General features: G+C 62.5%; 23 protein-coding genes and 1 tRNA gene. 8 read left to right on the top strand and 16 right to left on the bottom strand.

Going from position 1 to position 25,396, the window contains the following annotated elements:
• Positions 1-145: 145 nt before the first annotated feature.
• Positions 146-955 (bottom strand): undecaprenyl-diphosphate phosphatase, encoded by an 810-nt coding sequence (locus WC704_RS04250; protein ID WP_372888752.1) that lies wholly within the window; start codon positions 953-955, stop codon positions 146-148.
• A 23-nt stretch (positions 956-978) separates the two neighbouring features.
• A complete protein-coding gene (locus WC704_RS04245) occupies positions 979-1,911 on the bottom strand; it encodes a complex I NDUFA9 subunit family protein (protein WP_372888751.1) in 933 nt (310 codons plus the stop codon).
• 109 nt (positions 1,912-2,020) lie between these two features.
• On the opposite strand from WC704_RS04245, the gene WC704_RS04240 reads away from it, so the two are divergent.
• Positions 2,021-2,107 (top strand) — tRNA-Leu (locus WC704_RS04240).
• Between the two features lie 174 nt (positions 2,108-2,281).
• Positions 2,282-3,520, top strand: coding sequence for a tyrosine-type recombinase/integrase (locus WC704_RS04235; protein WP_372888750.1), 1,239 nt, complete (start codon positions 2,282-2,284; stop codon positions 3,518-3,520).
• On the opposite strand, the gene WC704_RS04230 is transcribed toward WC704_RS04235, so the two are convergent.
• The 14 genes from WC704_RS04230 to WC704_RS04165 all read right to left on the bottom strand — a co-directional run bounded on the left by WC704_RS04230 (position 3,517) and on the right by WC704_RS04165 (position 16,739).
• Positions 3,517-3,720, bottom strand: a complete 204-nt coding sequence (locus tag WC704_RS04230; RefSeq protein WP_372888749.1) for a helix-turn-helix domain-containing protein — start codon at positions 3,718-3,720, stop codon at positions 3,517-3,519. The genes WC704_RS04235 and WC704_RS04230 overlap by 4 nt on opposite strands.
• 2 nt (positions 3,721-3,722) lie before the next feature.
• Positions 3,723-3,938 carry a DUF2274 domain-containing protein gene (locus tag WC704_RS04225; RefSeq protein WP_372888748.1) on the bottom strand — a complete coding sequence of 72 codons (216 nt, stop codon included), beginning with the start codon at positions 3,936-3,938 and terminating at the stop codon, positions 3,723-3,725.
• A gap of 9 nt (positions 3,939-3,947) precedes the next feature.
• Positions 3,948-5,162, bottom strand: coding sequence for a TrbI/VirB10 family protein (locus WC704_RS04220; RefSeq protein WP_372888747.1), 1,215 nt, complete (start codon positions 5,160-5,162; stop codon positions 3,948-3,950).
• A complete protein-coding gene (trbG, locus tag WC704_RS04215; RefSeq protein WP_372888746.1) occupies positions 5,159-6,091 on the bottom strand; it encodes a P-type conjugative transfer protein TrbG in 933 nt (310 codons plus the stop codon). Before trbG ends, WC704_RS04220 begins: the two co-directional genes overlap by 4 nt.
• Positions 6,088-6,906, bottom strand: a complete 819-nt coding sequence (gene trbF / locus WC704_RS04210; protein ID WP_372888745.1) for a conjugal transfer protein TrbF — start codon at positions 6,904-6,906, stop codon at positions 6,088-6,090. Before trbF ends, trbG begins: the two co-directional genes overlap by 4 nt.
• Before the next feature lie 5 nt (positions 6,907-6,911).
• Complete coding sequence (gene trbL, locus WC704_RS04205; RefSeq protein WP_372888744.1) at positions 6,912-8,213, bottom strand: P-type conjugative transfer protein TrbL; 1,302 nt, start codon at positions 8,211-8,213, stop codon at positions 6,912-6,914.
• A 122-nt stretch (positions 8,214-8,335) separates the two neighbouring features.
• A complete protein-coding gene (trbJ, locus tag WC704_RS04200) occupies positions 8,336-9,091 on the bottom strand; it encodes a P-type conjugative transfer protein TrbJ (protein WP_372889093.1) in 756 nt (251 codons plus the stop codon).
• Between the two features lie 35 nt (positions 9,092-9,126).
• Entirely contained in the window at positions 9,127-11,577 is a 2,451-nt protein-coding gene (trbE, locus tag WC704_RS04195) for a conjugal transfer protein TrbE (RefSeq protein WP_372888743.1), read from the bottom strand.
• Positions 11,571-11,855, bottom strand: a complete 285-nt coding sequence (locus WC704_RS04190) for a VirB3 family type IV secretion system protein (RefSeq protein WP_372888742.1) — start codon at positions 11,853-11,855, stop codon at positions 11,571-11,573. Before WC704_RS04190 ends, trbE begins: the two co-directional genes overlap by 7 nt.
• Positions 11,852-12,187: a TrbC/VirB2 family protein gene (locus WC704_RS04185; protein ID WP_372888741.1), complete on the bottom strand. Its 336-nt coding sequence runs from the start codon at positions 12,185-12,187 to the stop codon at positions 11,852-11,854. Before WC704_RS04185 ends, WC704_RS04190 begins: the two co-directional genes overlap by 4 nt.
• A gap of 20 nt (positions 12,188-12,207) precedes the next feature.
• Positions 12,208-13,143 carry a P-type conjugative transfer ATPase TrbB gene (gene trbB / locus WC704_RS04180; RefSeq protein WP_372889092.1) on the bottom strand — a complete coding sequence of 312 codons (936 nt, stop codon included), beginning with the start codon at positions 13,141-13,143 and terminating at the stop codon, positions 12,208-12,210.
• A gap of 41 nt (positions 13,144-13,184) precedes the next feature.
• Positions 13,185-13,589 carry a CopG family transcriptional regulator gene (locus WC704_RS04175; RefSeq protein ID WP_372888740.1) on the bottom strand — a complete coding sequence of 135 codons (405 nt, stop codon included), beginning with the start codon at positions 13,587-13,589 and terminating at the stop codon, positions 13,185-13,187.
• 3 nt (positions 13,590-13,592) lie between these two features.
• Positions 13,593-15,614, bottom strand: a complete 2,022-nt coding sequence (locus WC704_RS04170; protein WP_372888739.1) for a conjugal transfer protein TraG — start codon at positions 15,612-15,614, stop codon at positions 13,593-13,595.
• A 204-nt stretch (positions 15,615-15,818) separates the two neighbouring features.
• Positions 15,819-16,739, bottom strand: coding sequence for a HEPN domain-containing protein (locus WC704_RS04165; protein ID WP_372888738.1), 921 nt, complete (start codon positions 16,737-16,739; stop codon positions 15,819-15,821).
• A gap of 499 nt (positions 16,740-17,238) precedes the next feature.
• Here WC704_RS04165 and WC704_RS04160 point away from each other — a divergent pair, with 499 nt between their 5' ends.
• The 6 genes from WC704_RS04160 to WC704_RS04135 are packed head-to-tail and all read left to right on the top strand — an operon-like array spanning position 17,239 to position 25,098.
• Complete coding sequence (locus WC704_RS04160) at positions 17,239-18,129, top strand: site-specific DNA-methyltransferase (protein ID WP_372888737.1); 891 nt, start codon at positions 17,239-17,241, stop codon at positions 18,127-18,129.
• A gap of 38 nt (positions 18,130-18,167) precedes the next feature.
• Entirely contained in the window at positions 18,168-20,267 is a 2,100-nt protein-coding gene (locus WC704_RS04155) for a DEAD/DEAH box helicase family protein (protein WP_372888736.1), read from the top strand.
• Positions 20,257-20,466, top strand: a complete 210-nt coding sequence (locus WC704_RS04150; protein WP_372888735.1) for a DNA modification system-associated small protein — start codon at positions 20,257-20,259, stop codon at positions 20,464-20,466. The genes WC704_RS04155 and WC704_RS04150 overlap by 11 nt, the downstream gene beginning before the upstream one ends.
• Positions 20,466-22,451 carry an AAA family ATPase gene (locus tag WC704_RS04145; RefSeq protein WP_372888734.1) on the top strand — a complete coding sequence of 662 codons (1,986 nt, stop codon included), beginning with the start codon at positions 20,466-20,468 and terminating at the stop codon, positions 22,449-22,451. Before WC704_RS04150 ends, WC704_RS04145 begins: the two co-directional genes overlap by 1 nt.
• Positions 22,448-22,825, top strand: coding sequence for a hypothetical protein (locus WC704_RS04140; RefSeq protein WP_372888733.1), 378 nt, complete (start codon positions 22,448-22,450; stop codon positions 22,823-22,825). The genes WC704_RS04145 and WC704_RS04140 overlap by 4 nt, the downstream gene beginning before the upstream one ends.
• A gap of 29 nt (positions 22,826-22,854) precedes the next feature.
• Entirely contained in the window at positions 22,855-25,098 is a 2,244-nt protein-coding gene (locus WC704_RS04135; RefSeq protein ID WP_372888732.1) for a sigma factor-like helix-turn-helix DNA-binding protein, read from the top strand.
• Positions 25,099-25,396: the final 298 nt, after the last annotated feature.

The raw sequence follows: 25,396 nt of genomic DNA, 5'->3' as shown, positions 1-25,396 counted from the left end.
TTCACAGGCGCAGATATCCCGGTGTTGTGCCAATGTCACGACGAAAACGGCATTTAGGTCAGCATATATGACCTATAAATCGGCATCTGCAAAGCAATTTTCGCATAGAATCGCGCCGCTGTTGCCTATTATGGCCGTATCGGACTTATAATGTCAAAAGCCACGCCAATGCGATGCTCCCCGCGACGATCCGATACCAGGCAAACGGCACGAAGCCGAATCGGGTGACGATGCCGACAAAGGCTTTCACCACGATCAGCGCGACGACGAAGGCGACCGCGAAGCCGAGCGCGATCGCAGCCAGCCCGACGCCGTGCCCGCTCACCAGCTCATGCCGGTTCTTGACCAGTTCGAGCGTGGTTGCCCCCAGCATGGTCGGGATGGCGAGGAAGAAGCTGAACTCGGCGGCGGTGCGCCGCTCCACCCCCAGCGCCAGCGCGCCGAGGATCGTCGCGCCCGAGCGGCTGACGCCCGGCACCATTGCCAGGCATTGCAGGAAACCAATGCCGATCACCTTGGGCAGCGGGATGTCGGCCACGCCGACGATATTGCTCTTGGGGGCGAAGCGTTCGACCGCGATGATGGCAAAGCCACCGACGATCAGCGCGATCGACACGACCTCGGCATTGCCGAGCAGCGCCTCGATCTGCTTGTGGATGGCAAGGCCGACGACGGCGGCGGGGATGAACGCTACCAGCACGTTGCGCACGAAACGGATCGATACCGGATCACGCCGGAGCAACCCCATGCCGACCGCCCAGAAGGTGCGCCAGTACAACACGACGATCGCCAGGATCGCGCCAAGCTGGATGACGATGTTGAACACCTCCCAGCGCGCCGCATCATAGCCGAGCAGCTTGGTCGCCAGGATCAGGTGTCCGGTCGAGGAGACGGGCAGAAACTCGGTCACCCCCTCGACAATGCCGAGCAGGATGATGTTGATAATCTCGTTCACGAAAACCCCCTGTTAGTCGGCGCTCAGGCCGACGCCGGCACCGTGAACCGTCCGCCCTTGCGATACTGCACCAGCCAGCCCGCAGCGATCGCGTCGAGCGGCGTTGGTGTGATGCCGAGCACGGATAGTCCGTTCTCGCCCGACACGACATTATCGTTTGCCAACATCTTCCACTGATCGGACGTAATCGGCGCGCCGGGCAGGAAGCCGAACGCCGCAATCGCGCCGCCGACCGCATCGGGCAATTCCACGATATGCGGCGTGCGGTGGACCGCCTTGGCGATCCAGCGGACCAACGCGCCCATCGACAGCGTGTCGGGGCCGCCGAGGTCCAGCGTCTTGCCCGCCGCCAGCGCCGGATTTTCCAGCGCGGCGACGACGGCGTCGGCGACATCGCCGACATAGACCGGCTGGAACTTGGTGCTGGCGCGCAACACCGGTACGACCGGCGCGCTCGCGACCATCGCGGCGAAGCGGTTGATGAATTGATCCTCGCGGCCAAACACGATCGACGGGCGCAGGATGGTTGCGTCGGCGAAGGCCGCGCGCACCGCCGCTTCGCCTTCGCCCTTGGAGCGGCCATAAGCCGAGGTGGAGGCAGGATCGGCTCCAATCGCCGAGATGTGCACCAGATGGCCAACGCCCGCAGCCTTTGCGGATTCGGCGACGATGCGCGCGCCCTCGACATGCACTCGTTGGAAATCCCCGCTCAGGATGCCGACCAGATTCACCACCGCATCTGACCCGGCGACCGCGCGCGCGATCGATTCGGGTTTGCCGAGGTCCGCCGCGACCAATTGCGTCTGGCCGAGTCCTCCCTGTGGCTTCAGGAAAAACGCCTGACGCGGATCGCGCTGCGCGATTCGCACGCGTGCGCCCCGTGCGAGCAAGGCTTGCGCGACATAGCGACCGAGGAAACCCCCGCCGCCGATCAGCGTAACCAGTGTGTCTTTCATGTGGTGCGCCTCGTAAATGCCGTCTGGACCGGTGATTTGTCCCTTGCCCCAGCAACGCCTGTGTTGACAAGGCCGACTCCGCTCCCCTAAGGGCCGCTCCCTACCCAGTGCCCGGATGGCGGAATTGGTAGACGCACCAGCTTCAGGTGCTGGCGCTCGCAAGGGCGTGGAGGTTCGAGTCCTCTTCCGGGCACCAACGACATTCCGGCAACGTCCGGGATCGTCCAGCAAGCGACTGGTTTTACAGCGTTTTTTCGGTGACAATCGCCAGCATAGAGTCCGGGCTGGTCCGCCGAAATCCGCGTGAAGACCATCACTTTTGATGGTCTTATTGATGGTTTCGGCCAGCCCCTTTGGAGCTGGAACCATCATGACCCTAACCCATCTCACCGTCTCGAACGCAAAGCCGCGGGCAAAGGCATACAAGCTGGCCGACGCGGATTCACTTTATCTCGTCGTCCAGCCGAGCGGCACCCGGCTGTGGCGCATGAATTATCGCTATCTCGGTAAGCAGAAGACGCTGCATCTTGGAGCGTGGCCTGCCGTCAGTATCGCCGCTGCGCGAGCGAATCGCGATGATGCACGTCAGAAGCTGGCTGCGGGGTTTGATCCCGCTGCCGAAAAGAAGGTCGCGCTGGCCGCCGCAAGGGTTGCTGCCAACAACACGTTCAAGGGGGTCGCCGAAGAATGGGTGATCAAAAATGAGCGTGAAGGTCGCGCAACGGTCACACTAGAGAAAATCCGCTGGCTCTTGAAAATGGCCTATCCGGTGATTGGCCATCTTCCGATCGCGCAGATCAGCCCGCAGGACGCCTTGAGCGTGTTGCGCAAGGTAGAGGCAACCGGTCGCTACGAAAGCGCGCGACGGATGCGAAGCGTTCTGAGCAGGGTATTCCGCTACGCGATCGCAACCGCCCGCGCCCAGCGCGACGTTGCTGGCGATCTGCGCGGTGCCTTGATCACACCGCGTGTCACGCACCTGGCGGCGATCACCACCCCGAAGGCAGCCGGTGAATTGCTTCGTGCGATCGATGGGTATTCGGGACACGAAATCACGGCGATCGCGCTGGAGCTGTCTCCGCACCTGTTTGTGCGACCAGGCGAGTTGCGAAGGGCCGAATGGGAAGAACTGGATATCACAAGGGCCACTTGGTCGATCCCAGCGGAGAAGATGAAGATGCGGCGACCGCATCGAGTTTCGCTTTCGCGACAAGTCATCGATCGGCTTGCCCGCTTGCGCGAACTGACTGGACATGGACGATACCTGTTCCCCTCCTTCCGATCCGCAGAACAGTGCATGTCGGAAAATACCGTCAACGCGGCGCTGCGTCGGCTCGGCTACAGCCAATCCGAAATGACGGCGCACGGGTTCCGCGCGATGGCGGCCACGCTGCTGAACGAGATGGGAATCTGGAACCCCGACGCGATCGAAAAGCAACTCGCGCACCTCGATGCCAGCGCGGTTCGACGCGCTTATACGAGGGGAGAATATTGGGAGGAACGCGTGCGTATGATGCAGCACTGGTCCGACTATCTCGACGAGTTGCGAGGAGGCGCGCAAATTCTTCGGCCAGATTTCGGTCGCCGCGGGGAATCACCCGGAGGTTAGGTACCCGTTAGCGTTCGGAGACTCTTGAAAGGGATGAGAGTGGACCGGCCCACCTTGACCGTTTCGAGGTCGCCAGATTGGATCAGCTCATACAACCGAGAGCGACTGATTCCTGTTAGTTGCACCGCAGTTGCGATGCGCACGGTCAATGGCTCGATTGTGCCGGACGCGGCGGGAGCCACTGCCGTCGCCCGCGACATGGTCATGATCTGGTACGGCCGCGAATGAATCCGCGGTCACTAGCCAGAAATGCCTCCAGCATATGCGGTATCAGTTCGGCGACCGGTTGATCGTCTCCGTAGGCTGCCTTGTAGACCGCCGCGTAATCGACGAGATCACGGTGCAAGTTAGGAGGGACGGCGATCGTCACCTTGACGGGAATGCGGTCTGGGAGGCGAGCCAGCTTGATGTCAGTCATGCTCAACTCCTATTCGCGCCACGGTGCGAGGATCAGGTCGCGGTGCACGACCAGCCGTACAGGAGCGCCGGGCCGTATCGTGATAGTCGGCTGGACCTGAAGATTGCGCGATGTGAGTTGATCGCCCGCGCGCGACGCATTCTGCTGTGTCGATTCACGGATCGCCTGGACGAGATCGCTTTCGCCGGTGAAGGTCAGGCTCGATCCAACCCCGAGGAGCGTCGACAGCACAACGCCCTTGAGCAGCGACCACGTGTGGAAATCCACCTTGTCGGCAAGTCCTGCATATCCTGACGGATCGGTCGCCGGCACATTGTCCAGCGCGAGCGAGCTGCCGTCGGGCAGGATGATGCGCTGCCAAACGACGAGCGCACGGCGCTGTCCGAACGCAACAACGCTATCGTAACTCCCGATAAGTCGCGCACCCTGCGGAACCAGCAAGATCCGACCAGTGGCGCTGTCGTACACGCGCTCCGTCACCTGCGCCGTCACCAACCCTGGCAGATCCGAGCGCAGGCCGGTGATGAGGCTTGCTGCGATCACGCTTCCGGCTGACAGCGTGTAAGGGGACGCGGCGGCCGTAAGGGCGTGGGGATTTGTCGGACCCTTCGCATCGTTCGTGCCCACGAAATCAAGCTTGCGTACCTGCGCGTTGGGATCGCGATCCGCGTCTAGAGATGGTTTCGTTGCTGCTGCTGCCTGGGGCTGGTTATCAGGTGCCGCCGCGGAGCCGGCGCCTGTTTCGGGCGCTGCGGATTTGACCATCAACCCGGATTGGCGGGCGGCCTTCAGTTGCGCCAGCTGTGCTTCGCGCTCGGCTGCTGCCGCTTGGTCGGCCGGGTCTGGCGACGTTGCCATCGGTGCCGAGAGAGGAGCCACACCGTTCTGCTGTTCGAGAATCGGGCGCCCAAGGTCTCCGGGGAGCGGTGGCCCGAGTTTCGGGGCATCGCCATAGCTCGACGGCAGACCGCTCAGCGCATCGCTGGGAGCCCGGCCGGTTTCGCCTCGATCATCGTTCTGGCCGATCAGATGGAAGGCGGTGGGGCGTAGTGCGACCCATGCCGTAGCGACGACGCTAACCGAAGCGAGCGCGGCGATCGCAACGACCACACCGCGCTTGAACCGGATTGCCCGCGCGGGCTTGGCGCGGAGGACGAGCGTTTCGGGGTCGACCTTCGGCGAGGTCAACACGTCATCGGGGACAGGATCAATCGGGTCGGTCACGATGCCCTCCGATTGGCTTTCGTGCCTCGGCGCGTGATCCGGACGATGTCTTGATGCTTCGTGCCGAGACGAAGTTCGGCGGTGTCGAACAGGCGATCGACAACGTAGAAGCGGCCGCGTAGCCGATAGTTGACCAGTTGGGCGTCGCCCTTGCGATCGACGAGGAACAGCGGTGGCGCCTCACCCACCGCCAGCGGCGCGGGAAATTCGATGAACGTCTGCCGCCCATCGTCGAAAGCACGCAACGGCCTCCAGTCTGGTTTGTCGCCGGTAATCGCGTAGCCGAAGCTGAGTTGTTCGATGTCGAGTCCGCTCGCCACCGGCGATGCCGCCGCACCCTCGGCAGAGGCGCGTTTCAACGCGATCAAGTCGTCCTGCGGATAGGTCCACGAAAGCGCAGCCATCGCGGTGCCGGCGTTGCTGCTCAGTGCGAGATGATAGGTGCGCCGGTCGGTCGTGATGATCAGACTCGTTGCCAGCCCCGCCGCAAACGGCTTGATCAGTATGTGGGTACGCTTGTCGGCACCGGCTCCGCTGGTAGTGTCGCCGATCACCCATCGCACCGTGTCGCCACTGGCGACAGACACTAATGCTTCGCCGGGCTGGAGCGCGATGTCGGTGATGCGCCCGGGCGCGGCATAGACCTGGAACAGCAATCCTTCGGCGAAGGGATAAACTTGCACGGCATTGATGAACGCCCGCGATGCCGGTTCGAGCGTTGCGGCCCGATTGGCCCGCGAAACGTCAGAGATCGGGCGCGTCGTGTTATGCCGTTCGCCCGTTCGCCGGTGGTGGCGTCTTGCCGCTAGTGCCGCGCTAGCGACCGACGCGGTCGGTGACGCCGATGGAATCTTGGCGGGCGGCGCGACCGCGCCGGTCAGAACGAAAGCCAAGACGGGTAATGCGGGCAGTAGATGCAGTCGGTTCATGGCCGAGGCTCCTGAGCTTGCGGGACGATGGGTTGGGCGGCGAGCCGGGGATCGAGCGGAGAACCAAGCGGAAGACTGCTTGTCGGTGCCGCATTCGGATTTGCCTGCTGCGCCGGCGCGGGCGGTTCGAGCTCGCGGCTCCAGTCGACGGCATCGACGAAGATGCCGAGCGGGTTCTTGCGAAGCGAGTCCGCCGACACCGGCGATCGCTGCTCGACCGTCAGGATGCCGGTCCAATGCGATGATCCCGCCTGGCTTCCGCGTTCGAACGCGGTCTCGGTCCACTTCACCTGGAATGACTTGTCGGACGCGCGAACGACGCTCGTCACCTGCACCGAAACCGTGCGCTCGCCGATTCCGGCAAATGGGTTGGCGGTCCGGGCATAGTCGCCAAGGAACTGCGCGCCGCGGCGGGTCGTGAAATCGTAGGCCGACAACCAGTCGCGCCGCATCAGCACCGGGTCGAGCGAAACCGAACGGACATTCTCGATGAACTTCGCGAGATGCCAGACGATCTGCGGATCGGTCGGCCGATAGCCAGCCTCGGCCTCCGTGATCGCGCGGGCCTCGCCGAGCCGGTCGACCTCGATGACATAGGGCGTCACATGGCTTTGCAACGATTGCCAGATCAGCGCACCTGACATTGCGCTCGACAATGCCAGCCCGCCGAATGCCATCAGCCGCCAGTTGCGCGCCTGCACGCGAGCCGAGCCGATGCGCTCGTCCCATAGCTGACCAGCCCGCTGGTAAGGCGTCGATGGTTCCGGCGTGCGGCCGTACCGTTGCAGGCTTCGCTTGAAGATTCCGGTGGTCATGGCGATCAATCATCCTTTTCCTTGATGTCGGGGATGGCGGAGCCGCCGCCGCGGTCGCCCTGTTTCAGGGCGTGCAGCGCAACCTGACGGTGATGTCGGGAATCCTGCTGGCGGCGCAGCGACTGCGCCCACTGCGGCGGCGCGCTCTCGTCACCCGCGGACGACTGCTGCCCCGACTTGGCACCGGTCAGCGCTGACCAGGCGCCGTCGCGCCCGCTCTTGGCAGCTTCGGAGAGACCAAGTGCGCTCGACGCCTTCTGGCGAAGCGCGCCGGCTGCGGCCTGGCCGACGCCGCGCAACCCCGCGCCGACGCTGCTGGAGCCGGCCGCCGATTGTCCGAGCTGATAGGATGCCGAGGCGGCCGAACCCATCGCGGTGCCGGCGCGAACAGCTCCGAGCGCGGCACTTCCTGCGGCACCGGCCGCGCCGACTGCGGCGCCTCCCGCAAGCGCGGTGATGCCAGCCGCGCCGGCTACGGTGCCGAGCGCGGCGCCAGCCCCGAGCTGGGGAGCGCCGGACACCAGACCGGCAGCGATGCCCGGCCCGAAGATGCCGAGGCCGAACAAAGTCAGCGACGCGAGCACGAGGCTCAACGCCTGCGCGAGGTCCGGCTCCTGTCCCTGCGATGCGGCCGTGAAGTCGGCGAAGAAGTTCGAACTGATGCCGATGATGACGGCGAGCACCATCACCTTGATGCCCGAACTGACGACGTTGCCGAGCACACGCTCGGCAAGGAAGCTGGTGCGGTTCCACAAGGCGAACGGGACCAGGACGAAGCCGGCGAGTGTCGTCAGCTTGAACTCGATGATGGTGACGAACACTTGCACCGCGAGGATGAAGAAGGTGATGATCGTCAGCGCCCAGGCTATCAGCAGCACGGCGATCGTCATGAAGTTCGTGAAAAACGCGACCGGGCCGGTCAGGTCGGAAATCTGCTGAAGGAGCGGCCATGCGGCCGAGAACCCGACGCCGGCAAGACGGCCAGGCTTTAGGAGATCGTCGGCCGACATGGTGCCGCCTCCCGCCGTCAGACCAGCGGCGGCGAACGATCGAAAGATGATGTCGGCGAGCGTCGAGAACTGATTGATGATGAACGCGAACGCGCCGATGTATAGAATCTTCTTGATGAAGCGGCCGATGACGTCCTGCTCGCCGCCCATCGCCCAGAACAGGCCGGCCAGCGTGATGTCGATGCCGATCAGTGTGGTGGTCAGGAAGCCGACGTCCCCGCCCAGCAGCCCGAACCCGCTGTCGATATAGCGGATGAAGGCGGCCATGAAGCGGTCGACGACATTGAGATCGTTCATGATCAGCTCGGCTGTTCGAGATTGATGAATTGCCGCGGGGCCCGGTCGTGGGGAGCGGGACCGGACCCCGCGGCGGCGACGGCGAAGGGGTGGTTCACCGCCGCCCGCGCACCGGTTCGGACCTAATGCCCAGGGGGCTGAGGCGTGTAGGCCGAACCGGAACCGAGAAACCTGTGGGCGGCGGCACGCGCGTCGGACTCGGCCTGATCGCGCCGCGCCTGCTCGATCGCTTCGGCGCGATACTGCGCGGCCATCAATTGCTGGATTTGGAATTGCTGCTTGGCGGTCAGTGCGAGCAACTGATTAGTGGCCTGACCGACGGCCAGCGCGCCTTCAGCACCTTGGCTGCGCGCCACGATGCCGTTCAGCGTCTGGGCATCGGACGACACATTTTCGACGATCTGCGACTGAACCGACATCGTCTGACGAAAGGCTGCGATCGACGCCTCCATCCGCGCGCGCGCCGCGGCTACCTGCGCGTTGAAACCCAGCGCCGGGTTCGTGGCTGACGGGAACATCTGCTGGAACTGCTGCTCGGTCGTAGCGACGCGGAACTGGATGCCCTGCGCCTGCCCCATCAGCTGATCGATCTGCTGGAGCTTCTGCGTGATCGCCTGAAGCTCGGGAAAGCTGACGGTGGTGAGGTTCTTCGCCTGATTGACCAGCATCGTCGCCTCGTTCTGAAGCGAGCGGATCTGGTTGTTGATCTGCTGCAGCGTGCGCGCGGCGGTCAGCACATTCTGCGAGAAGTTGGTCGGATCATAGACGGTGATCTGGGCGGACGCTGGCGAGACGTGCACCGCCATCGAGAGCGATGCGGTCGTTGCAGCCCCGAGCAGGGCGACGATGATCGTGCGGCGGCGCCGATCGCGGCGCATGGACGGTTGGGTAGGCACGGCTAATACTCCTTCTTTCAGGGTTGGGGGTCGGCGGGGAAGTCGGCGAGCAGTGTCGCGGCCCAGTCGAGGCCAGCGTCGCGCAGGAAATTTGCTGCGAAGGCATCGGCGCCGCTCTCGCCGAGCAGTGCGTCGATTTGTGCTTGCGCAGCGGGATCGGACGAGCCGCACAGGGCAAGCGCAATCGGTCCCAGACCGAGTTCGAACAGCCGATTGCCGCGGGCCGATTGCAGATAATAATGCCGCTTGGGCGTGGCCCGGGCGACCAGCTCGATCTGGCGCTCGTTCAATCCGAACCGTTCATAGGCCGCGCGCGACTGCGGCTCGATCGCGCGATCGTTGGGCAACAGGATGCGCTGCGGACAGCTTTCGATGATGGCGGGCGCAATGCTGCTGTCGGAGATGTCGGCGAGACTCTGCGTTGCGAATAGGACGGCAACGTTCTTCTTGCGCAGCGTCTTGAGCCATTCACGAATGCGCGCGGCGAACAGCGGATGATCGAGAAATATCCAGGCTTCGTCGAGGATCAACAGTGTAGGCCGCCCGTCGAACCGCTCTTCTAGACGGTGAAACAGGTAGGTCAGCACGGGCGCGACGACGCCGACCTGCCCCATCAGCGCTTCGGTCTCGAAACACTGGACATCGGCAAAGGCGACGTCCGGTTCAGCGGCATCGAGCAGACGGCCGTACGGGCCTTCGAGCGTGTAGGCGGTGAGCGCCGTCCGCAGCGCGTTCGACTGGAGAAGCAGTGCGAGACCGGTTAGCGTCCGCTCCTCGGGCGGTGCCGACGCCAGCGATTGGAGCGCCGACCAGACCGACTCCTTGACCTCGGGCGTCACCACCACCTTTTCGTGCGCGAGCAGCGCGGCAATCCATTCCGCGGCCCAGCTGCGCTCCTCATCGCGGTCGATTTGACGCAGCGGCTGGAAGGCGAGGCCGCCAGCCCCATCCGGGCCAGCATCGTTGCCGAGCCCCAGCGCGTGGTGCGCGCCGCCCATCGCCAGCACGGCGGCTCGCGCAGAGAAGCCCTTATCGAAGATGTAGACCTGTGCGCCGGTGTAGCGGCGGAACTGGAATGCGATCAGCGACAGCAGCACCGATTTGCCGGCGCCAGTCGGTCCGACGACGAGCATGTGGCCGACATCGCCGACATGCGTCGAAAGCCGGAACGGCGTCGATCCCCCGGTCTGCGCGTAGAATAGCGGCGGCGCCGCAAGGTGGCGATTCCCGACCGGGCCGGCCCAGACCGACGACAGCGGCATGAGGTGGGCGAGATTGAGCGTGTGGACGAGCGGGGTGCGGACATTGGCATAGGCATGCCCGGGGAGCGACGAAAGCCAGGCCTCGACCGCGTTGATGCCTTCGCGCTTGGCGGTGAAGCCGAGCCCGTTGACGATCCGCTCGACTGCGCGAACCTTCTCCTCGACGCGCGCTCGATCGGGGTCGGCGACGGTGATCGTGACCGTCAGATAGCCGAACGCGACATGATCGCCGCCGATCTCCTGCAGCGCGGCGTCGGCATCTACGACCTTGTTGTCCGCGTCACTGTCGAGCAGCTGCGTCGGCTGGTTGTACATCACCTCGCGCAGCAGCGCGGTGATCGACTTGCGCTTGTTGAACCACTGGCGGCGAACGCGGGTCAGCTGTTTGGTGGCGTCGGACTTGTCGAGCGCGACGAACCGTGTGACCCAGCGATAGCCAAAGTCGCACGTGTTGAGCGCGTCGAGGATGCCGGGCCGGCTTAGCGTCGGGAAGCCGAGCACGGTCAATGTGCGCAGATGCATTTCGCCGAGCATCGGTTCGAGACCGCCGGTCAGCGGCGTGTCGGCGAGCAGCCCATCAAGATACATCGGCGTTTCGGGAACGGCGACGGCGTGGCGGCGGGTCGAAATGGTGGCGTGAAGGAAGGTCAGCAGTTCGGCCGAGCCGAGCGCGCGGACCTCCGGCATGAATCCGGCAAACAGGTCGAGCACCCGTGCGGTCTCGGCGATGAACGACGCGAGCGCGCCGCGCCAGTCGCGCCCCTTCGCCTCAGCCTCGGGCCGCTCAACCAGCGACCGGCCGGCGGCGTCGCTGCTGTCGGCGGGCGGCAGCCAGGTCAGTGTCAGGTGAAACCGGCTCTCGAAATGCTGCCCCTCGGCCTCGAACGCCGCGCGCCGCTCCGCATCGATCAGCCACGATGCCGCGTCGGGAAAGCTGCTGTCCGGATAGCCGATCGCCTCGCGCCGTTCGGCCTCGAAGAACAGTGCCCAGCCACTCCCGAACCGTTTCAGCACGTTGTTGGCGCGGGCACAGGCCGAGATGAGTTCGGCTTCGGTCGCGCTCTCGAGATCGGGGCCGCGGAAGGAGAGCACCGACAGGAAGCTGCCGTCCTTGTTGAGGACGACGCCCGGCGCGACCAGCGCCGCCCATGGCAGGTGATCAGCGATGCGATCGGCGTGCGATCGATATTCGGCAAGGTTCAGCATCCCCAATAGCCTTTCTGGCGCAGGTGCCGGATCAGAACCGGGGCGAAATCGGGATCGCGGCGGGCGGCGAACACTGCGACGCTGTGGCCCGCAGCCCACAGGATCAGACCGATCAGCCATTGCTGGAGGCCGAGCCCGACCGCGGCGGCGATCGTGCCGTTGACGATCGCGAGCCCGCGCGGTGCGCCGCCGAGCAGGATCGGCGAGCCGAGACTGCCATGGATTGGCGCCTCGAACCCGGCGATGTGCTGGCCCGAACCGGATAGAGTCGTACTCATCCGATCAGCGCCCCGCCGCCGAAGCTGAAGAAGCTCAGGAAGAAGGACGAGGCGGCGAACGCGATCGACAGGCCGAACACGATCTGGATCAGCTTGCGAAAGCCGCCTGCGGTCTCGCCGAAGGCCAGCGTCAGGCCGGTGACGATGATGATCATTACCGCGACGATCTTGGCGACCGGCCCCTGGACCGACTCCAGCACCTTCTGGAGCGGCTCCTCCCATGGCATGCCCGAACCCGCGGCCCAGGCTTGCGCGGACATCATCGCGGTCATGGCGATCGCAGTGGCGGCGATCATCGGAGCGGTGCGGAAACACGAACGGATGGCGTGCATGGTCAATCTCCTTCGAGGGGTCAGGGTTGGTCGGTTGAAAGATCGACGAGCGCGTAGCCGCCGTCGGGATCGAGGCCGGCGACGCGCGCGAGCGCATCGATCCGCCGCGCGGTGCCGCGCCCGGAAATGAAAACGATCATGTCGATCGCTTCGGCAATGAGCCTCCGCGGCATGGTGACGACCGCTTCCTGAACGAGCTGCTCGATCCGGTAGAGCGCGGAGGCGGCACTGTTGGAGTGGACCGTGGCGATGCCGCCGGGATGGCCGGTGTTCCAGGCCTTGAGCATGTCCAGCGCCTCACCGCCGCGAACCTCGCCGACGATGATGCGGTCGGGGCGCAGCCGGAGCGTCGAGCGGACCAGATCGGCCATCGTCACCGCGCCGGCGCGGGTCCTCAGCGCGACGGTATCGCGCGCCGGCGACTGCAATTCGCGCGTGTCCTCGATCAGGATCACGCGCTCATCGAGATGCGCCATCTCGGCGAGCAGCGCATTGGCGAGCGTTGTCTTGCCCGAGCTCGTGCCGCCCGCGACAAGGATGTTGCGGCGATCGACAACCGCGAGCGACAGCAGCCGCGCGATATCTGCGGACATGATGCCGTCATTCACATAGTCGAGCAGCGTGTAGATGCGCGTCGCGGGCTTGCGGATCGAGAAGCACGGCGCGAGGCTGACGGGTGGCAGCACGCCTTCGAAGCGTTCGCCAGCTCCCTCGCCATGCGGCGGGAGCTCTGCCGAGACGATCGGCGACCCGGCATGGACTTCGGTGCGACCGTGGCTCGCGACCAGCCGGATGATCCGCTCGACCTGCGCCGGATCGTAACGGACCTGCGTGTCGGTGCGGCCCTCGCCCAATCGGTCGAGCCGCAGCACACCATCGGGGTTGACCATCACTTCGACCACCAGCGGGTCGGCGAGCGCTGCCGCGATCGTTGGTCCCATGGCGGTGCGGAGCATCGCCCGGCGGCGGCCGTCGGAGACGGTGTCGGGCCCGCCGGTCACGACCGCACCGCCTGATCGACGGGTGCACCGAGCGTCGGATGACCGCTGGCAAGCTGACGGCCGACCTGTCCCACGAACGCCTCGAACCGATCGCGGCCGATCGCCAGCGCGACCTTGTCGCCTTCCGGCAGCGGCGCGGTGACGGTGAGCTGGTAACGCACGAACAACGACAGGCTCTCGCGCATGACTTCACCGTCACGACGGATCGTGGCGAGTTCGCGCGACATGCGGTCGAGCCGCCCTTTCAGCAGATCGTCGACCTCCTTGGTCCCGCGCCGGGCAAGCCAGGCGGCGAGCGCGTCGTTGACAAGCCGGCTCTTGTTGCCGCCGGGACCGGAGGCGAGCGCTTCTAGCGCGTCGGCGATGGCGCGGTCGATGTAGAGGTTTTGGCGGACCTTCATCGCTTAGAGGCCCGGCAGCAGGTCGCGCCCGCTGCTTTCGTTGATGCCGTAGCCGCGCACGATCGTGCTCAACCCGCGCGCCTGATCCATCGTGCGCTTTTCGGCAGCGCCGTCCCCGTCGTCGTCGATCTGCAATTCGGGTTCGACCTGCTCGGTCTGTTTGCCGCCATTGTCATCGGCGATGCCCGGATGGCGCTGCTGCTGCATTCCGCCATCATCGTCACCAGTCTCGGTTTCGGTGACGCGCGCGAGACGGGCATCGGGAATGCGCGCGAAACTGCCCCAATCGTTGGAGCGTGGTTTGGGTCGGTCGGCATAGATGCCATCGGCCAGCTTCGGCGCGGCCGCGACACGCGAGGCGAAATTGGCGTCCGCGAAATAGCGCAGCTTCCTCGCCCGGATCGGTGCGAGGCCTGAGATCAGCACAAGCTCGTCGGTGGCGGGCAGTTGCATTACCTCGCCCGGCGTCAGCAGCTGGCGCGCGGTCTCCTGCCGGCTGACCATGACGTGGGCGAGCCAGGGCGCCAGCCGGTGGCCGGCATAGTTGCGCATCGCGCGCTGTTCGGTCGCGGTGCCGAGCGCGTCCGAAATGCGCTTGGCGGTGCGCTCGTCGTTGGTCGCGAACGCGACGCGGACGTGGCAATTGTCGAGGATCGAATTGTACTCGCCGTATGCCTTTTCGATCTGGTTGAGGCTCTGCGCGATCAGGAAGGCGCGGATGCCGTAGCCGGCCATGAAGGCGAGACTGGTCTCGAAGAAGTCGAGGCGGCCGAGCGCCGGGAATTCGTCGAGCATCATCAACAGCTGGTGACGGCGCGGCGCGTCGGCGGGCTGGTCGAGCCGCTCGGTCAGGCGGCGCCCGATCTGGTTGAGGACAAGACGGACGAGCGGCTTGGTGCGGCTGATGTCCGATGGTGGGATGACCAGGTAGAGCGAGGCTGGCCGTTCGCCCTCGATCAGGTCGGCGATCCGCCAGTCGCAGCGGGACGTGACCTCGGCCACGGTCGGGTCGCGGTAGAGCCCGAGGAACGACATCGCGGTCGACAGCACGCCGGAGCGCTCGTTCTCGCTCTTGTTGAGCAATTCGCGCGCGGCCGAAGCGACGACCGGGTGGACGCGCGGCGCTTCGACGGTGCCGAGATGGTTGGTCGACATCATCCGCTTGAGCGTCGCGACGAAGCTGCGCTGCGGGTCGGACAGGAAGGTCGCAACGCGGGCGAGCGTCTTGTCCTCTTCGGCATAGAGTATGTGGAGGATTGCCCCGACCAGCAGCGAGTGGCTGGTCTTCTCCCAGTGGTTGCGGCGTTCGAGCGCCCCTTCGGGATCGACCAGGATATCGGCGATGTTCTGCACGTCGCGCACCTCGTCGGCACCGCGACGCACTTCGAGCAGCGGATTATAGCGCGCCGAGCGCGCGTCGGTCGGGTTGAACAGCAGGCAATGCGAAAAGCGCGAACGCCAGCCGGCGGTCAGCGTCCAGTTCTCGCCCTTGATATCGTGGACGACGGTTGAACCGGTCCAGGAGAGCAAGGTCGGCACGACGAGGCCGACGCCCTTGCCCGAGCGCGTCGGCGCGAATGCCATCACATGCTCGGGGCCGTCATGCCGCAGATAGCGGCCGTGTAGGGAGCCAAGCAGCACCCCGGCATCTTGATGCAGACCTGCGGCCTGAACTTCGCGAGCACTGGCCCAGCGCGCCGAGCCATAGGTCGTGACGTTGTTCGACTGGCGCGCTCGCCACAGCGATCCACCGATCGCGGCGGCGCAGCCGATGAACCCGCTCGCCCCGGCCAGCATCCCGGCCCGGTCGAACACCGGCTCGGCATAGGCGCCGAAATGATACCACCACGCGAACAGCGCCCAAGGCCGATAAATCGGCAAACCGCCGACCACCGCCCATGGCGCGCCGAGTTCGGGCTGATAGGCGAGCATCGCCGCCGACCATTGCGTTGCCGCCCACACGCCGGCGATCACGATCGCGAAGACGATGAGGATCTGGCCGATCAGCAATTTGGTGGGCGTCATGGCGGCAGCTTTCCCCGCCGGACCAGCTAACGGTCGGGCTGAGGGCAAAGTCGCGGAAAGTGACGGAAAGCGGTATTACGCTGTTGAGTGAAAAAACGCCGGGACGCGCTAGCTTTGACTATGGCGCCAATAGATTCAGGCAATTTGCCTTTTGTCGATGCATTTGCACCAGCCGCGCCGTAGCGATCCCGACAGCACGATCAATTAGGCGCCCGCATCGCGGCGAAGTTCGTCCAATCGCTCGTGAGAAACCACTTGTACCGCATTGCGTAGCGATCTGACGGATGACGCAATCGCGGTTAGGTCTTCGGCGCTGATCTCGTAGCTCGCCGAATAGCGCGCCTCGACATACGCGCGTTTCAAAAGCTCGAACCGGCGGCGCTCGACCCGCGTTTCGCGAGGCCACGCGGAAATCAAGCGCGGCTCTTTATCTTCCGAGAGCGAGCGTAGGAATTTCACATTGTGCGAACGGGGAAAATACAGCGTGCGTACTAGCAGAAAGCAGATGTACGCCCGCTCGGTTGCTTGGTGGAGCATGAACGCCGCCTCTTTGCGCCAACCTGGGTTTTCGCCTCCTTCGCCCAGCTGCAATTCAACGGTACGAATGGAGCGATCGAGCTTAGAAAGCCAATCCTCAAAATAACTGTGTGCCATCTCATACGCATCGGCGGGAGTCAGCGGCATCGGCGTGGCGAGGGGATGACACGGCAGTTCGTAAAGGGCGATCCCATCCCGCGCGATATCAACCCAGAAATACTCGCCGCGCCCAAGTGCCTGATTCACTTCGTCAAGGGAGTGGACGATGATGTTCACCGGCCGGCCGATCTCCGCATCGCGCAGGATTTTGTCCTCGGCGACGTACCAATAATGCTCGATATCCGTTAAATCGCGGTGGCTGACCACAACGAGCAAATCGAAATCGGACTGGTATCCATTCTCCGGTTTATCGACCCAATCGTCTCGCGCGTAGCTGCCAAACAGGATGATCTTGTAGATTTTGCCATTTTTACGGGAGGTCGAGGTGGAACGCGAGACCGCCTCGCCGAACTCCTCCATTAGCATGTCCTGCACGCGCCGAAGCTCGTTTTGCTGAACTCCCGGCAGATGTTCTACATCGGTACGCATCGTGTTGATTCTCGGCACGTCCACTTCGTTTGGCAAGGGGCAACGACCGCTTAGCCTCGTCGTGATCCAGTTGGCAGTTGCACTGCCCGGCACGCCAGTCGTATCCAGTGCAGTTCAGTGGGCCGGGTTGCCGACGCGCATGTATGCCTTCGAGCAAAAGGCGCGGCCCGTGCTCAAGCACGTTTCCCCATCCCGGTTCCGCCGGACCGATCGTCGGTTGCGGTTCGAAGCCACGCCCTTATGATCGGCGGCAATTATGCGTATTCTAAGGGGGATTAATGCAAACCGAGATCGGCGCGGAAAGTGCGCGCAATGCGGCGCACGGCGATGCCGGTGCCAATCGTCTTTGCGCGTCAGAGTGCACCGGACGCGGGCAAAACCCCTGACCGTGGCCACAAAATCGTTTGAAACGGGAGGCCGAGATGAGGGCTCAGGGGTTGCAGTCGGCTACGAGACTGACCGCGGAGTTATGCTCCATGCGCGGATCGAAGATGCAATCGTGGGTGCACATCTTCAGGAGTACAAAGGCAAGGTAAATCTGATAGTTACGTCGCCGCCATTTCCGCTTGTCCGGAAAAAGCGATATGGCAACGAAACCGGCGAAGCATATCTTAAGTGGCTTGAAGCCCTCGCAACTCCGCTCGCTGAGTTATTGACTGACGATGGCTCGATCGTCATCGAAATCGGAAACGCCTGGGAAGAAGGCGCGCCGATAATGTCGACGCTGCCACTTGAGGCGCTTCTCGCATTCAAGCGCGCTGCCAAGCTCAATCTTTGTCAGCACGTCATTTGCCACAACCCGGCGCGCCTCCCTAGCCCGGCAGCTTGGGTCAATCTCAAGCGAGCCCGGCTAAAGGATTCCTTCACTCACGTCTGGTGGATGTCGAAAGCGGAATTTCCCAAAGCCGACAACCGCCGCGTGCTAAATCCGTACAGCAAGGACATGAAGAAACTGCTTGAGCGGCAGTCCTACAACGCGGGCACTCGCCCCTCCGGCCACGTAATCTCGAAAACCGGGTTTCTGACGGATCATGGCGGGTCGATCGGACCGAACGTCCTCGACCTAACCGGAGAACACTATCCAGAGTCGTTGCTGAAGTACACGGGGACTGGATGGGATGCGGGTTATCGTAGCTACTGCAAAGAGAAGGGCTTGCCGGCTCATCCGGCGCGGATGCAGTCGTCGTTGTCTGCCTTCTTTATTCAATTCTTGACGGACGAAAACGACCTCGTGCTTGATCCGTTCGGAGGGTCGAACACGACGGGCAGCGTCGCCGAAAGTCTCAATCGGCGCTGGATCGCTGTCGAAGCGGACCGGGGATATGTCGATGGATCGATGGGTCGATTTCCTGGCCTCACGCTCCAGGACCCGAGCAAGGTCGCGGGCTGACCGATGGTATCGCCGCCGCCCGACCAGTTGATCCGTTCGTGACCGAGGCTGCGCTGGATGGTGCATCGAACTACAGCGGGAATCTGGCCGCGCTTGATCTCGACACGGAATATCGGTCCCTCAAGGACGATCCGGTGGGCAACTTCTATGTCCGGTGCCTGAGAGAAGCATCGACCTACGATCGCGCAGTCGGATATTTTCGCTCTACGGTTTTCCTCGTTGTTGGACCCGCAGTCATCGAGTTCGCTCGGCGGGGCGGCACGATCCGCATGATATGCTCACCCGACCTCGACCACGAGGACGTCGAGCAAATCGCGGTCGGCTATGCGCAGCGCGGCGAAAGCGTCGCTGCCACGCTCATCGCCCAGTTCGACGCCCTTCTCGCCGATCGACGGACGGCTTTCGCCGCCCGCACCCTTGCGACTTTGATCTCAACGGGCGCGCTTGAAATCAAGATTGCCGAACGAAGGGACCGTAGAGGAATATATCACGAGAAAATCGGCATTTTCTCGGACGGCCTCGGCAACGAAGTTAGTTTTAAGGGATCGACGAACGAGACCTGGAGCGGGTGGCACAGCAAAGGCAATTTTGAATCGATTGAAGTTTTTTGCGGCTGGCGCGGTGGCCTCGAAGCAAAACGCGTTGCGCGGCACTCGCGACACTTCGAAACACTTTGGTCCCAGAAAGATCCCGACATTGAGGTTTCGGCGGTCCCGGCTACGGTCAAGGAATACATGCAGAGATATGCGGCAACCAAGTTGGACGAATTGATCACCGAACCCGCTCAGCGAGAACCGACACGACGCTCGCCGCTCCCCCACCAGGTGAGCGCGATCGACTCATGGAAGAAACAAGGGCGCCGCGGCGTTTTCGAGCATGCCACCGGGAGCGGGAAGACGTTTACCGCCATCATCGCGATCCGCGAACACTTGGCTGAGGGCAAGCCCGCCTTGGTCCTCGTGCCCAGCCGGTTGCTCTTGGAGCAATGGGCTAAGGAGCTCGCGGACGAAATTCCGGAAGCCGTCATGCTGCTTGCGGGTGCCGGCCACGGTCGGTGGAAAGGGTCAAGCCGCCTTCGCGGCATGACCGATTCCGATGCTTCGCTCGGACCCCGATTAATCGTGGCGATGATGCCGACCGCAGCGGGCGACGAATTTCGAAAAGGGATCTCCCAAGGCGACCATTTGCTCGTAGTTGCGGACGAGGTGCATCAAATCGGGAGCCCGCAGAATTCGCTCTTTCTGCAAGTCGAAGCCGGCGCGCGTCTGGGCCTCAGCGCGACGCCGCAGCGTTACGGCGACCCGGACGGCACTGCGAAGATTTTCAACTATTTCGGGGCAGTCGTTCCCCCTCCGATTACGCTCGCTGATGCGGTCGCCACCGGGAGGCTCGTCCCCTATGAATATCATCCTCACCCCATTCACCTGACGGCCACCGAAGCCGAAGAGTGGCTCAAGGAAACCAAGGCGATCCAGCTGGAGATCGCCCGCTCGAAAACCGACGAAGGCGGCGGCAAGATTCTAAGCGAGCGCGCTCGGATGATGCTTATCAAGCGCGCCCGTATCGCCAAGAAAGCGAGCGCCAAGATTAAATTGGCGGCCGATGTGCTCGAATCCGAGTTCGAGGCTGGCCAAAGCTGGCTGATCTACTGCGAAGACGGTGGCCAGCTGACCGACGTGCTCATCGCGCTACGCGAGAAAGGCATGAGCCCGATCGAATATCACTCAAACATGTCGGGCGATCGTGACGCCACAATGGACTGGTTTAAGTCCTACGGCGGCGTCCTCGTCTCGATCCGCTGTCTCGACGAAGGGGTGGATATTCCGGCGGTTTCGCATGCTTTGATCCTGGCCTCCTCGCAAAATCCCCGGCAGTTCATTCAACGGCGCGGGCGCGTGTTGCGGCAGGCGCCGGGCAAGGCACTGGCGGTCATTCACGATGCGATCGTGACGCCGGTCGACCCCGAAGACGAAAAGGATCAGCTGGGCCTGCTGCGGGCGGAGCTCGTTCGGTCAGTTGAGTTTGCAAATCATGCTCTGAACCGCATGGCTGGCGCGGAACTGCGCGAAATTGCAATTAATATGGGAATAGACCCGGACGACTTCGACGTACGGGAGGGGGACGAAGATGATGAGTGATAGCGATGATCTCGCGCTACAGACGCTGCTCGCGGTGCGCGCTGAGGTGGCACCGAATGTCGATGAGGCCCTGCTCCGCGCGTGTTACGCCGTCCAGCGTCGGCATCAGTTCAACAGCGACCGCGCCCAATCATCGGTCGCGATGGAAAGGCTGATCGACGAAGCGGTCGATGCCTCGACGCAAGGGGCAGCGTCGTAATGCGGCTTCACCAGCTCACCGCGACCAATTTCATGCCCTACCGGGAGACGATCACCGTCGATTTTCCGACCGAGGATCACCGGAACGTGATGGTGGTTTTCGGTGATAATATGCGAGGTAAGACCTCGCTGATGAACGCCCTCCGTTGGGGCTTTTACGGTCGCGCGCTCGGTCGACACTCCCGCCCGATCGCACTTCATGACGTCGTGAATAAAGACGGCGCGCGGATCGATGATTGGCATGTAGATGTCTTTCTGAAATTTGACGCCAATGGTCATCAATACGAGTTGCGCAGGACCGCCGATCGGCGTCCCCATGTCGCGACCCCTTCGCGGACCGAAGATTTCATCGTGGCGACCCACCTCTCGAAGGATGGCATCGTCATCGCTGGCGATCAGATCGAAGCGGAAATCAATCAGTTCGCGCCCGAACAGGTCGCGCGTTTCTTCCTTTTCGACGGTGAACTGCTCGGGGAATATGAAGAGCTTTTGATCGAGGGGAGCGAGCAAGGCCGACAGATAAAAGAAGCGATTGAGGAGGTTCTCGGTGTGCCGGCGCTCACCAACGGTCGCGCCGAACTCGGTGCGATGCTCAAATCCGCAACGAAGAAACAAAGCCAAGAAATGGCACATATAGCCGGGCTTGAACGATCCGCCGAGAATATGACCAAGCTGACGACACGTCTTGATACTCAGGACGCAGACCTCGCAAAATTGCAGGAAAAGCTGACGCAGACGCGAGCGGACAGGGCCGTGCTCGAAGACGAGCTGGAACAGGCGGCAACGGTATTGGCGTTGAAAGCGACCTTAGATGCGGCACGCGAAGCATCATCGGGATTTGACGTCACGCTTAAAAAGAAGCGTGGCGAGCGACATGGCCTGCTCGCGCTGGCCTGGAAGGACATGCTGGATTCCAAGTTGGAGGTTAAGCGGACTATCCTTCGGCAACGACAGGCAAAATCGACGGAATCGCTGAGGGCCCGTCTAAAGCTCGAGGAGAACATCAAGGGGGTCAAAAGCCTCCTCGAGACTCGCGAATGCCCCACTTGCCAACAGCCATTCCCCGAAAACGAGCGCGCCGCCCTGGGTGCGCAGCTTGGGAAACTCGAAGTCGAACTCGCAAGTTTGGAGGATGCGGCGACCGACTTTCAGGGGATTTCCTCAGAACTTTCGATTCTCGATGAAATTAAGGGCGTCAAAGCCCGCGACCGGCTTGTCGAGATCGACAAAGATATTCGAGCTGCCGAAGTGGGTCTCCAAAAGGCCGAGAACGATATCGAGCGGACAGAAGAAAAGATCGCAGGGCATGACACCGCGGAACTGGCAAGGAAGCGAGTGCTTCAACAGGAAAAACTGAAGGAGGAAGGACGGCTCACTGAATCGATCAAAGGCGCTCAGCGCGACATCGAGAAAACCAATGAGGAACTCTCTGTCGCCCGGAAGTCGATGGAGGGTCTTGCCGGTGCGCGGTCAAAGCGCAGCACGGTCAAGGTTGGTATCATCGGCGAGATCGAAGCGTGTTTTGCCGCGAGCGTCGAGCGCCTGCGGGACAAGCTGCGTGAACGGGTCGAAACACTAGCGAGCCAGTCATTCAAGGAAATGACGACGCAGAAGTCGTATCGCGGGCTTGAGATAAACAGCAACTATGGTCTGAGTATTGTCGATAGCACGGGGCGGCCAGTTTCGATCCGCAGTGCCGGTGCCGAACAGGTCGTCGCGTTGTCGCTCATCGACGGCCTCAATCGAACCGGTCGAGCCATCGGGCCTGTCGTAATGGACACGCCGTTCGGCCGACTGGATCCCAAGCATCGGGACAACATTCTGAAATATCTTCCGACAGTCACCAGCCAGTTCGTCTTGCTGGTGCATGGTGGCGAAATCCGGCCAGAAACCGATCTTGCGTCGATCAAGTCACGCATCGGTGCCGCCTACACGATCAAGGAAATCTCGGAGACCCAATCGACAATCGAGAGGACGGCGCTGTGAGCACGAACGACCTCATCAACGTAGGGCTTTCCGAAGCGGTCGATGACAAATTGGCTGAGCTCAAGGAAATGGGTGTCTTCGCCGACAAGATCGACGGCTACCGTTTTGGCGTGAGTTTGGCGATCGCGCACGGGGCGATCCCCGGCGAACTGGTCAAGCGGGTCAATCTCTACAATGTCGGGTCGCTCGATCCGGAGCAATCGCTCCGCCGATCGGTGGAAGCGCTGATGCCCGCCGCCCTGACCGACACCACCGTCTATCGCCTTATCGAGCGGCTTGCCGATTGGGGAGTCACTGAGCTCTATTCGCAAGCCAAGGCTGGCGAGATCGACTTCGTGGCGCTCATGGATCAGGCCAGCGCGAAGCCCGAATAGTCATGCCGACATCGCTACGCGCGTTCCTTATGCTTCGATCTGCTGTTGATGAATGGGACATCGAGGTCTTTCATTCACTCGAGGAAGTTTTGCGCGCATGGGAACAGCAGCGCGAGGAGCGGAAAACGGCGGTCCTCCATGTCGGATTCGAGCGACGTGTGGCAAAGTCGTTCGAGCAACTGGCATCGCAGTTTCCGGGTAGAGTCTTGCTCACTCCAAGCGCCAAAGGCGCCTTGCCTTCCTCGTTCGCAACGTCGAAAGGCGCTGTCGGCAATGTCGAAAGTGAGCCCATCTTCCTAGCGCTCGAAGGCTGGGGCTACGCAGAGCGTGAACCGAGCCCGCCATGCGCGGCACCGGCGGTCAATATGGCGGGATGGGTCAGATTGTTCGTCCTTGACCATCCGCAGCAAGTGGGCCCGCTGGCCAGCATAGGCATCATTGACGACGACACCTACCTCGATTTCGAAAACTCCCTAGAGCCCGAACTACGAACTCAGCTCGCCATATGTCGTTCTGCCTACCTCGTCGGTGATCAGGGAGACGATCCGACAATGCTCGCAAGGGCCGCGCCGCCTTGGCTCAGCTCGCTAGTTCTAAGCGAACTCGATCTCACAGTGCGCATCGGCAATGTCATTCGCGATCGATCGCTGAGCCGTGTGAGCGATATCGGGGCACTGACAGTAGCCGAGATGCTCAGGTTTCCGAACTTCGGGCGGACATCAATTCATCAGTTGGCTGACATTCTTCGCCGCGCGCTACTCGATGGTCCTCGGGGGGGCGAAGACGAGGTATCGCGTTCATCGGCAGGCAATTTGCTCGAAGCGGTGCGTCTTTCGCTCGCGACATGCGCGGACCGAGAGCGCGACATTCTCGTTCGGAGAATGGGCCTCGGCTGCCCCAACGAGACGCTCGCTGAGATTGGGGAGTCATACGGGATTACTCGAGAACGAATTCGCCAGATCGAGGCGAAGGTGGTTGACCGGCTTATCAGGCGGGAAGTCTGGGATGATTTGCTAGCCGCCAAACTTCATGTTTTGTTGGCTGATCGCGAATTTCCCCTGCCGCTGATCGGCGCCGAAGCGCTCGACCCTTGGTTTTCGGGTGTCGCCGCTCATCGCGACGCGGTTCGATACCTGATTGCGAACATGTGCAATGCTGCCGTTTCCCTCGTCGAGATCGATGGCGTCGAGTATTTGAGCTTTCTCAGCCAAGACTCCTGGCACGAGATTGTCGCGACGGCGCGACGACTCTTAGCGAGCGGCGTCGATCAGCGATGGACCGAGCAGGACTGCCAGCATCATGTTAAACTTCTCATCCCCGACGACGCACGCGAGTTTGGTGCGCTTCTTTGGGAAATATCCGCGAAATGGTGCCATTTTGCCGATGATGCGGAGGCGCGAACGCTGATTTCTTATGGCCGCGGCGTCGATCAGGTCGTGGAAGCGGTGCTCTTAGAGAGCGATACGCCGCTTCACTACAGCGACATCACAATCCAGGCGACCGCGCGCGCTGGACGGGATCTCGACGAACGCCGAGTCCATAATGCGGCGGCTGAGGTCGGATACTTGTTCGGCCCAGGTACGTACGGGATGCTTAAGCACGTCACGGCATCTCGGGCTATCTGGGAAGCGCTTGCCGATGAAGCGGCTGAAATTGTGATGGAAGCGACCGTCGATCGACAGTGGCACGCATCTGAATTGATCGATTTGCTGATCGGGCGTGGAGTGACTTTGCCGGATCATTTCGATAAATATCAGATGGATATTGCTTTGAAGCAGGTCGCTCAGCTCCATTCACTCGGACGAATGGTATGGACCAAATGCGAAGCCGCGAACGAGAACGTGCGCGTCGATATCCGCCAAGCCGTGATCGCGATCATGCAAAACGCCGGGGAGCCGCTATCCTCAACGGAGCTTCGACAGCGTTTAGTAGCGGTGCGTGGTATAAATCAGGGGATGCAATTTCAGGTGATTGATCCGTTGATCAAACTCAGCTCGCAGGTCTGGGCTCTCAACGACCGGGATCTGTCCATCAAGAGGCCTGATCAGCCCGCGTTTCTGGACTCAATCGTCACACAACTCCGGTCACGCCAGCGTCCAGTGCATATATCGGAGTGTGCCGAAATACTCGGCGATATCGTGCCGGCAAGGGCGGTATTCTGTTTGGCGGGGTTAGACCCGCGACTACAAGTCACTCAAGATCGATTTCTAACGCTGGTTGAGTGGAAATCTGCTGTTCAAGACGGCAAGCGCCAAGCCAATGCGGCGGCTTAGCTAAGTCGCGAGATTTAGAGGTCACGCAATAGCGAAGCGCTCTCGTTTGCCGGCAACGACCGCTTAGACCAAAGTTGGGCCGTACGCTCCATTACGATTAGCTCGTCCGGAAAACAGCGTTTCTGAAACGCAACGATGTCGTCAAAGCTGCCGTGCAACCATTGGTCGTACTGTAAGCGGGGTCTGACGGCCACCTTGCACGCCGGGCCTCCGCCGGGATGATTGCCGCTCTTTGAGCGGGGTGGCGGGTGTCGGACGAGATCGAAGATTCAGTGAGCGGTGCAGCGACTACTCATAG

The sequence above is a fragment of the Sphingomonas sp. genome (assembly GCF_041661885.1).
Classification (GTDB): Bacteria; Pseudomonadota; Alphaproteobacteria; order Sphingomonadales; family Sphingomonadaceae; genus Sphingomonas.
Note: the sequence above shows the minus strand (reverse complement) of the source record. Positions and strands in the feature narration are given on the sequence as shown.

What these genes read in the sequence shown, in the direction of transcription:
- WC704_RS04245 (WP_372888751.1), bottom strand. Translation starts at nt 1,911, where the DNA reads ATGAAAGACACACTGGTTACGCTGATCGGCGGCGGGGGTTTCCTCGGT.
- WC704_RS04235 (WP_372888750.1), top strand. Translation starts at nt 2,282, where the DNA reads ATGACCCTAACCCATCTCACCGTCTCGAACGCAAAGCCGCGGGCAAAG.
- WC704_RS04230 (WP_372888749.1), bottom strand. Translation starts at nt 3,720, where the DNA reads ATGTCGCGGGCGACGGCAGTGGCTCCCGCCGCGTCCGGCACAATCGAG.
- WC704_RS04225 (WP_372888748.1), bottom strand. Translation starts at nt 3,938, where the DNA reads ATGACTGACATCAAGCTGGCTCGCCTCCCAGACCGCATTCCCGTCAAG.
- trbG (WP_372888746.1), bottom strand. Translation starts at nt 6,091, where the DNA reads ATGAACCGACTGCATCTACTGCCCGCATTACCCGTCTTGGCTTTCGTT.
- trbF (WP_372888745.1), bottom strand. Translation starts at nt 6,906, where the DNA reads ATGACCACCGGAATCTTCAAGCGAAGCCTGCAACGGTACGGCCGCACG.
- trbL (WP_372888744.1), bottom strand. Translation starts at nt 8,213, where the DNA reads ATGAACGATCTCAATGTCGTCGACCGCTTCATGGCCGCCTTCATCCGC.
- trbJ (WP_372889093.1), bottom strand. Translation starts at nt 9,091, where the DNA reads ATGCGCCGCGATCGGCGCCGCCGCACGATCATCGTCGCCCTGCTCGGG.
- trbE (WP_372888743.1), bottom strand. Translation starts at nt 11,577, where the DNA reads ATGCTGAACCTTGCCGAATATCGATCGCACGCCGATCGCATCGCTGAT.
- WC704_RS04190 (WP_372888742.1), bottom strand. Translation starts at nt 11,855, where the DNA reads ATGAGTACGACTCTATCCGGTTCGGGCCAGCACATCGCCGGGTTCGAG.
- WC704_RS04185 (WP_372888741.1), bottom strand. Translation starts at nt 12,187, where the DNA reads ATGCACGCCATCCGTTCGTGTTTCCGCACCGCTCCGATGATCGCCGCC.
- trbB (WP_372889092.1), bottom strand. Translation starts at nt 13,143, where the DNA reads ATGCTCCGCACCGCCATGGGACCAACGATCGCGGCAGCGCTCGCCGAC.
- WC704_RS04175 (WP_372888740.1), bottom strand. Translation starts at nt 13,589, where the DNA reads ATGAAGGTCCGCCAAAACCTCTACATCGACCGCGCCATCGCCGACGCG.
- WC704_RS04170 (WP_372888739.1), bottom strand. Translation starts at nt 15,614, where the DNA reads ATGACGCCCACCAAATTGCTGATCGGCCAGATCCTCATCGTCTTCGCG.
- WC704_RS04165 (WP_372888738.1), bottom strand. Translation starts at nt 16,739, where the DNA reads ATGCGTACCGATGTAGAACATCTGCCGGGAGTTCAGCAAAACGAGCTT.
- WC704_RS04150 (WP_372888735.1), top strand. Translation starts at nt 20,257, where the DNA reads ATGATGAGTGATAGCGATGATCTCGCGCTACAGACGCTGCTCGCGGTG.
- WC704_RS04145 (WP_372888734.1), top strand. Translation starts at nt 20,466, where the DNA reads ATGCGGCTTCACCAGCTCACCGCGACCAATTTCATGCCCTACCGGGAG.
- WC704_RS04135 (WP_372888732.1), top strand. Translation starts at nt 22,855, where the DNA reads ATGCTTCGATCTGCTGTTGATGAATGGGACATCGAGGTCTTTCATTCA.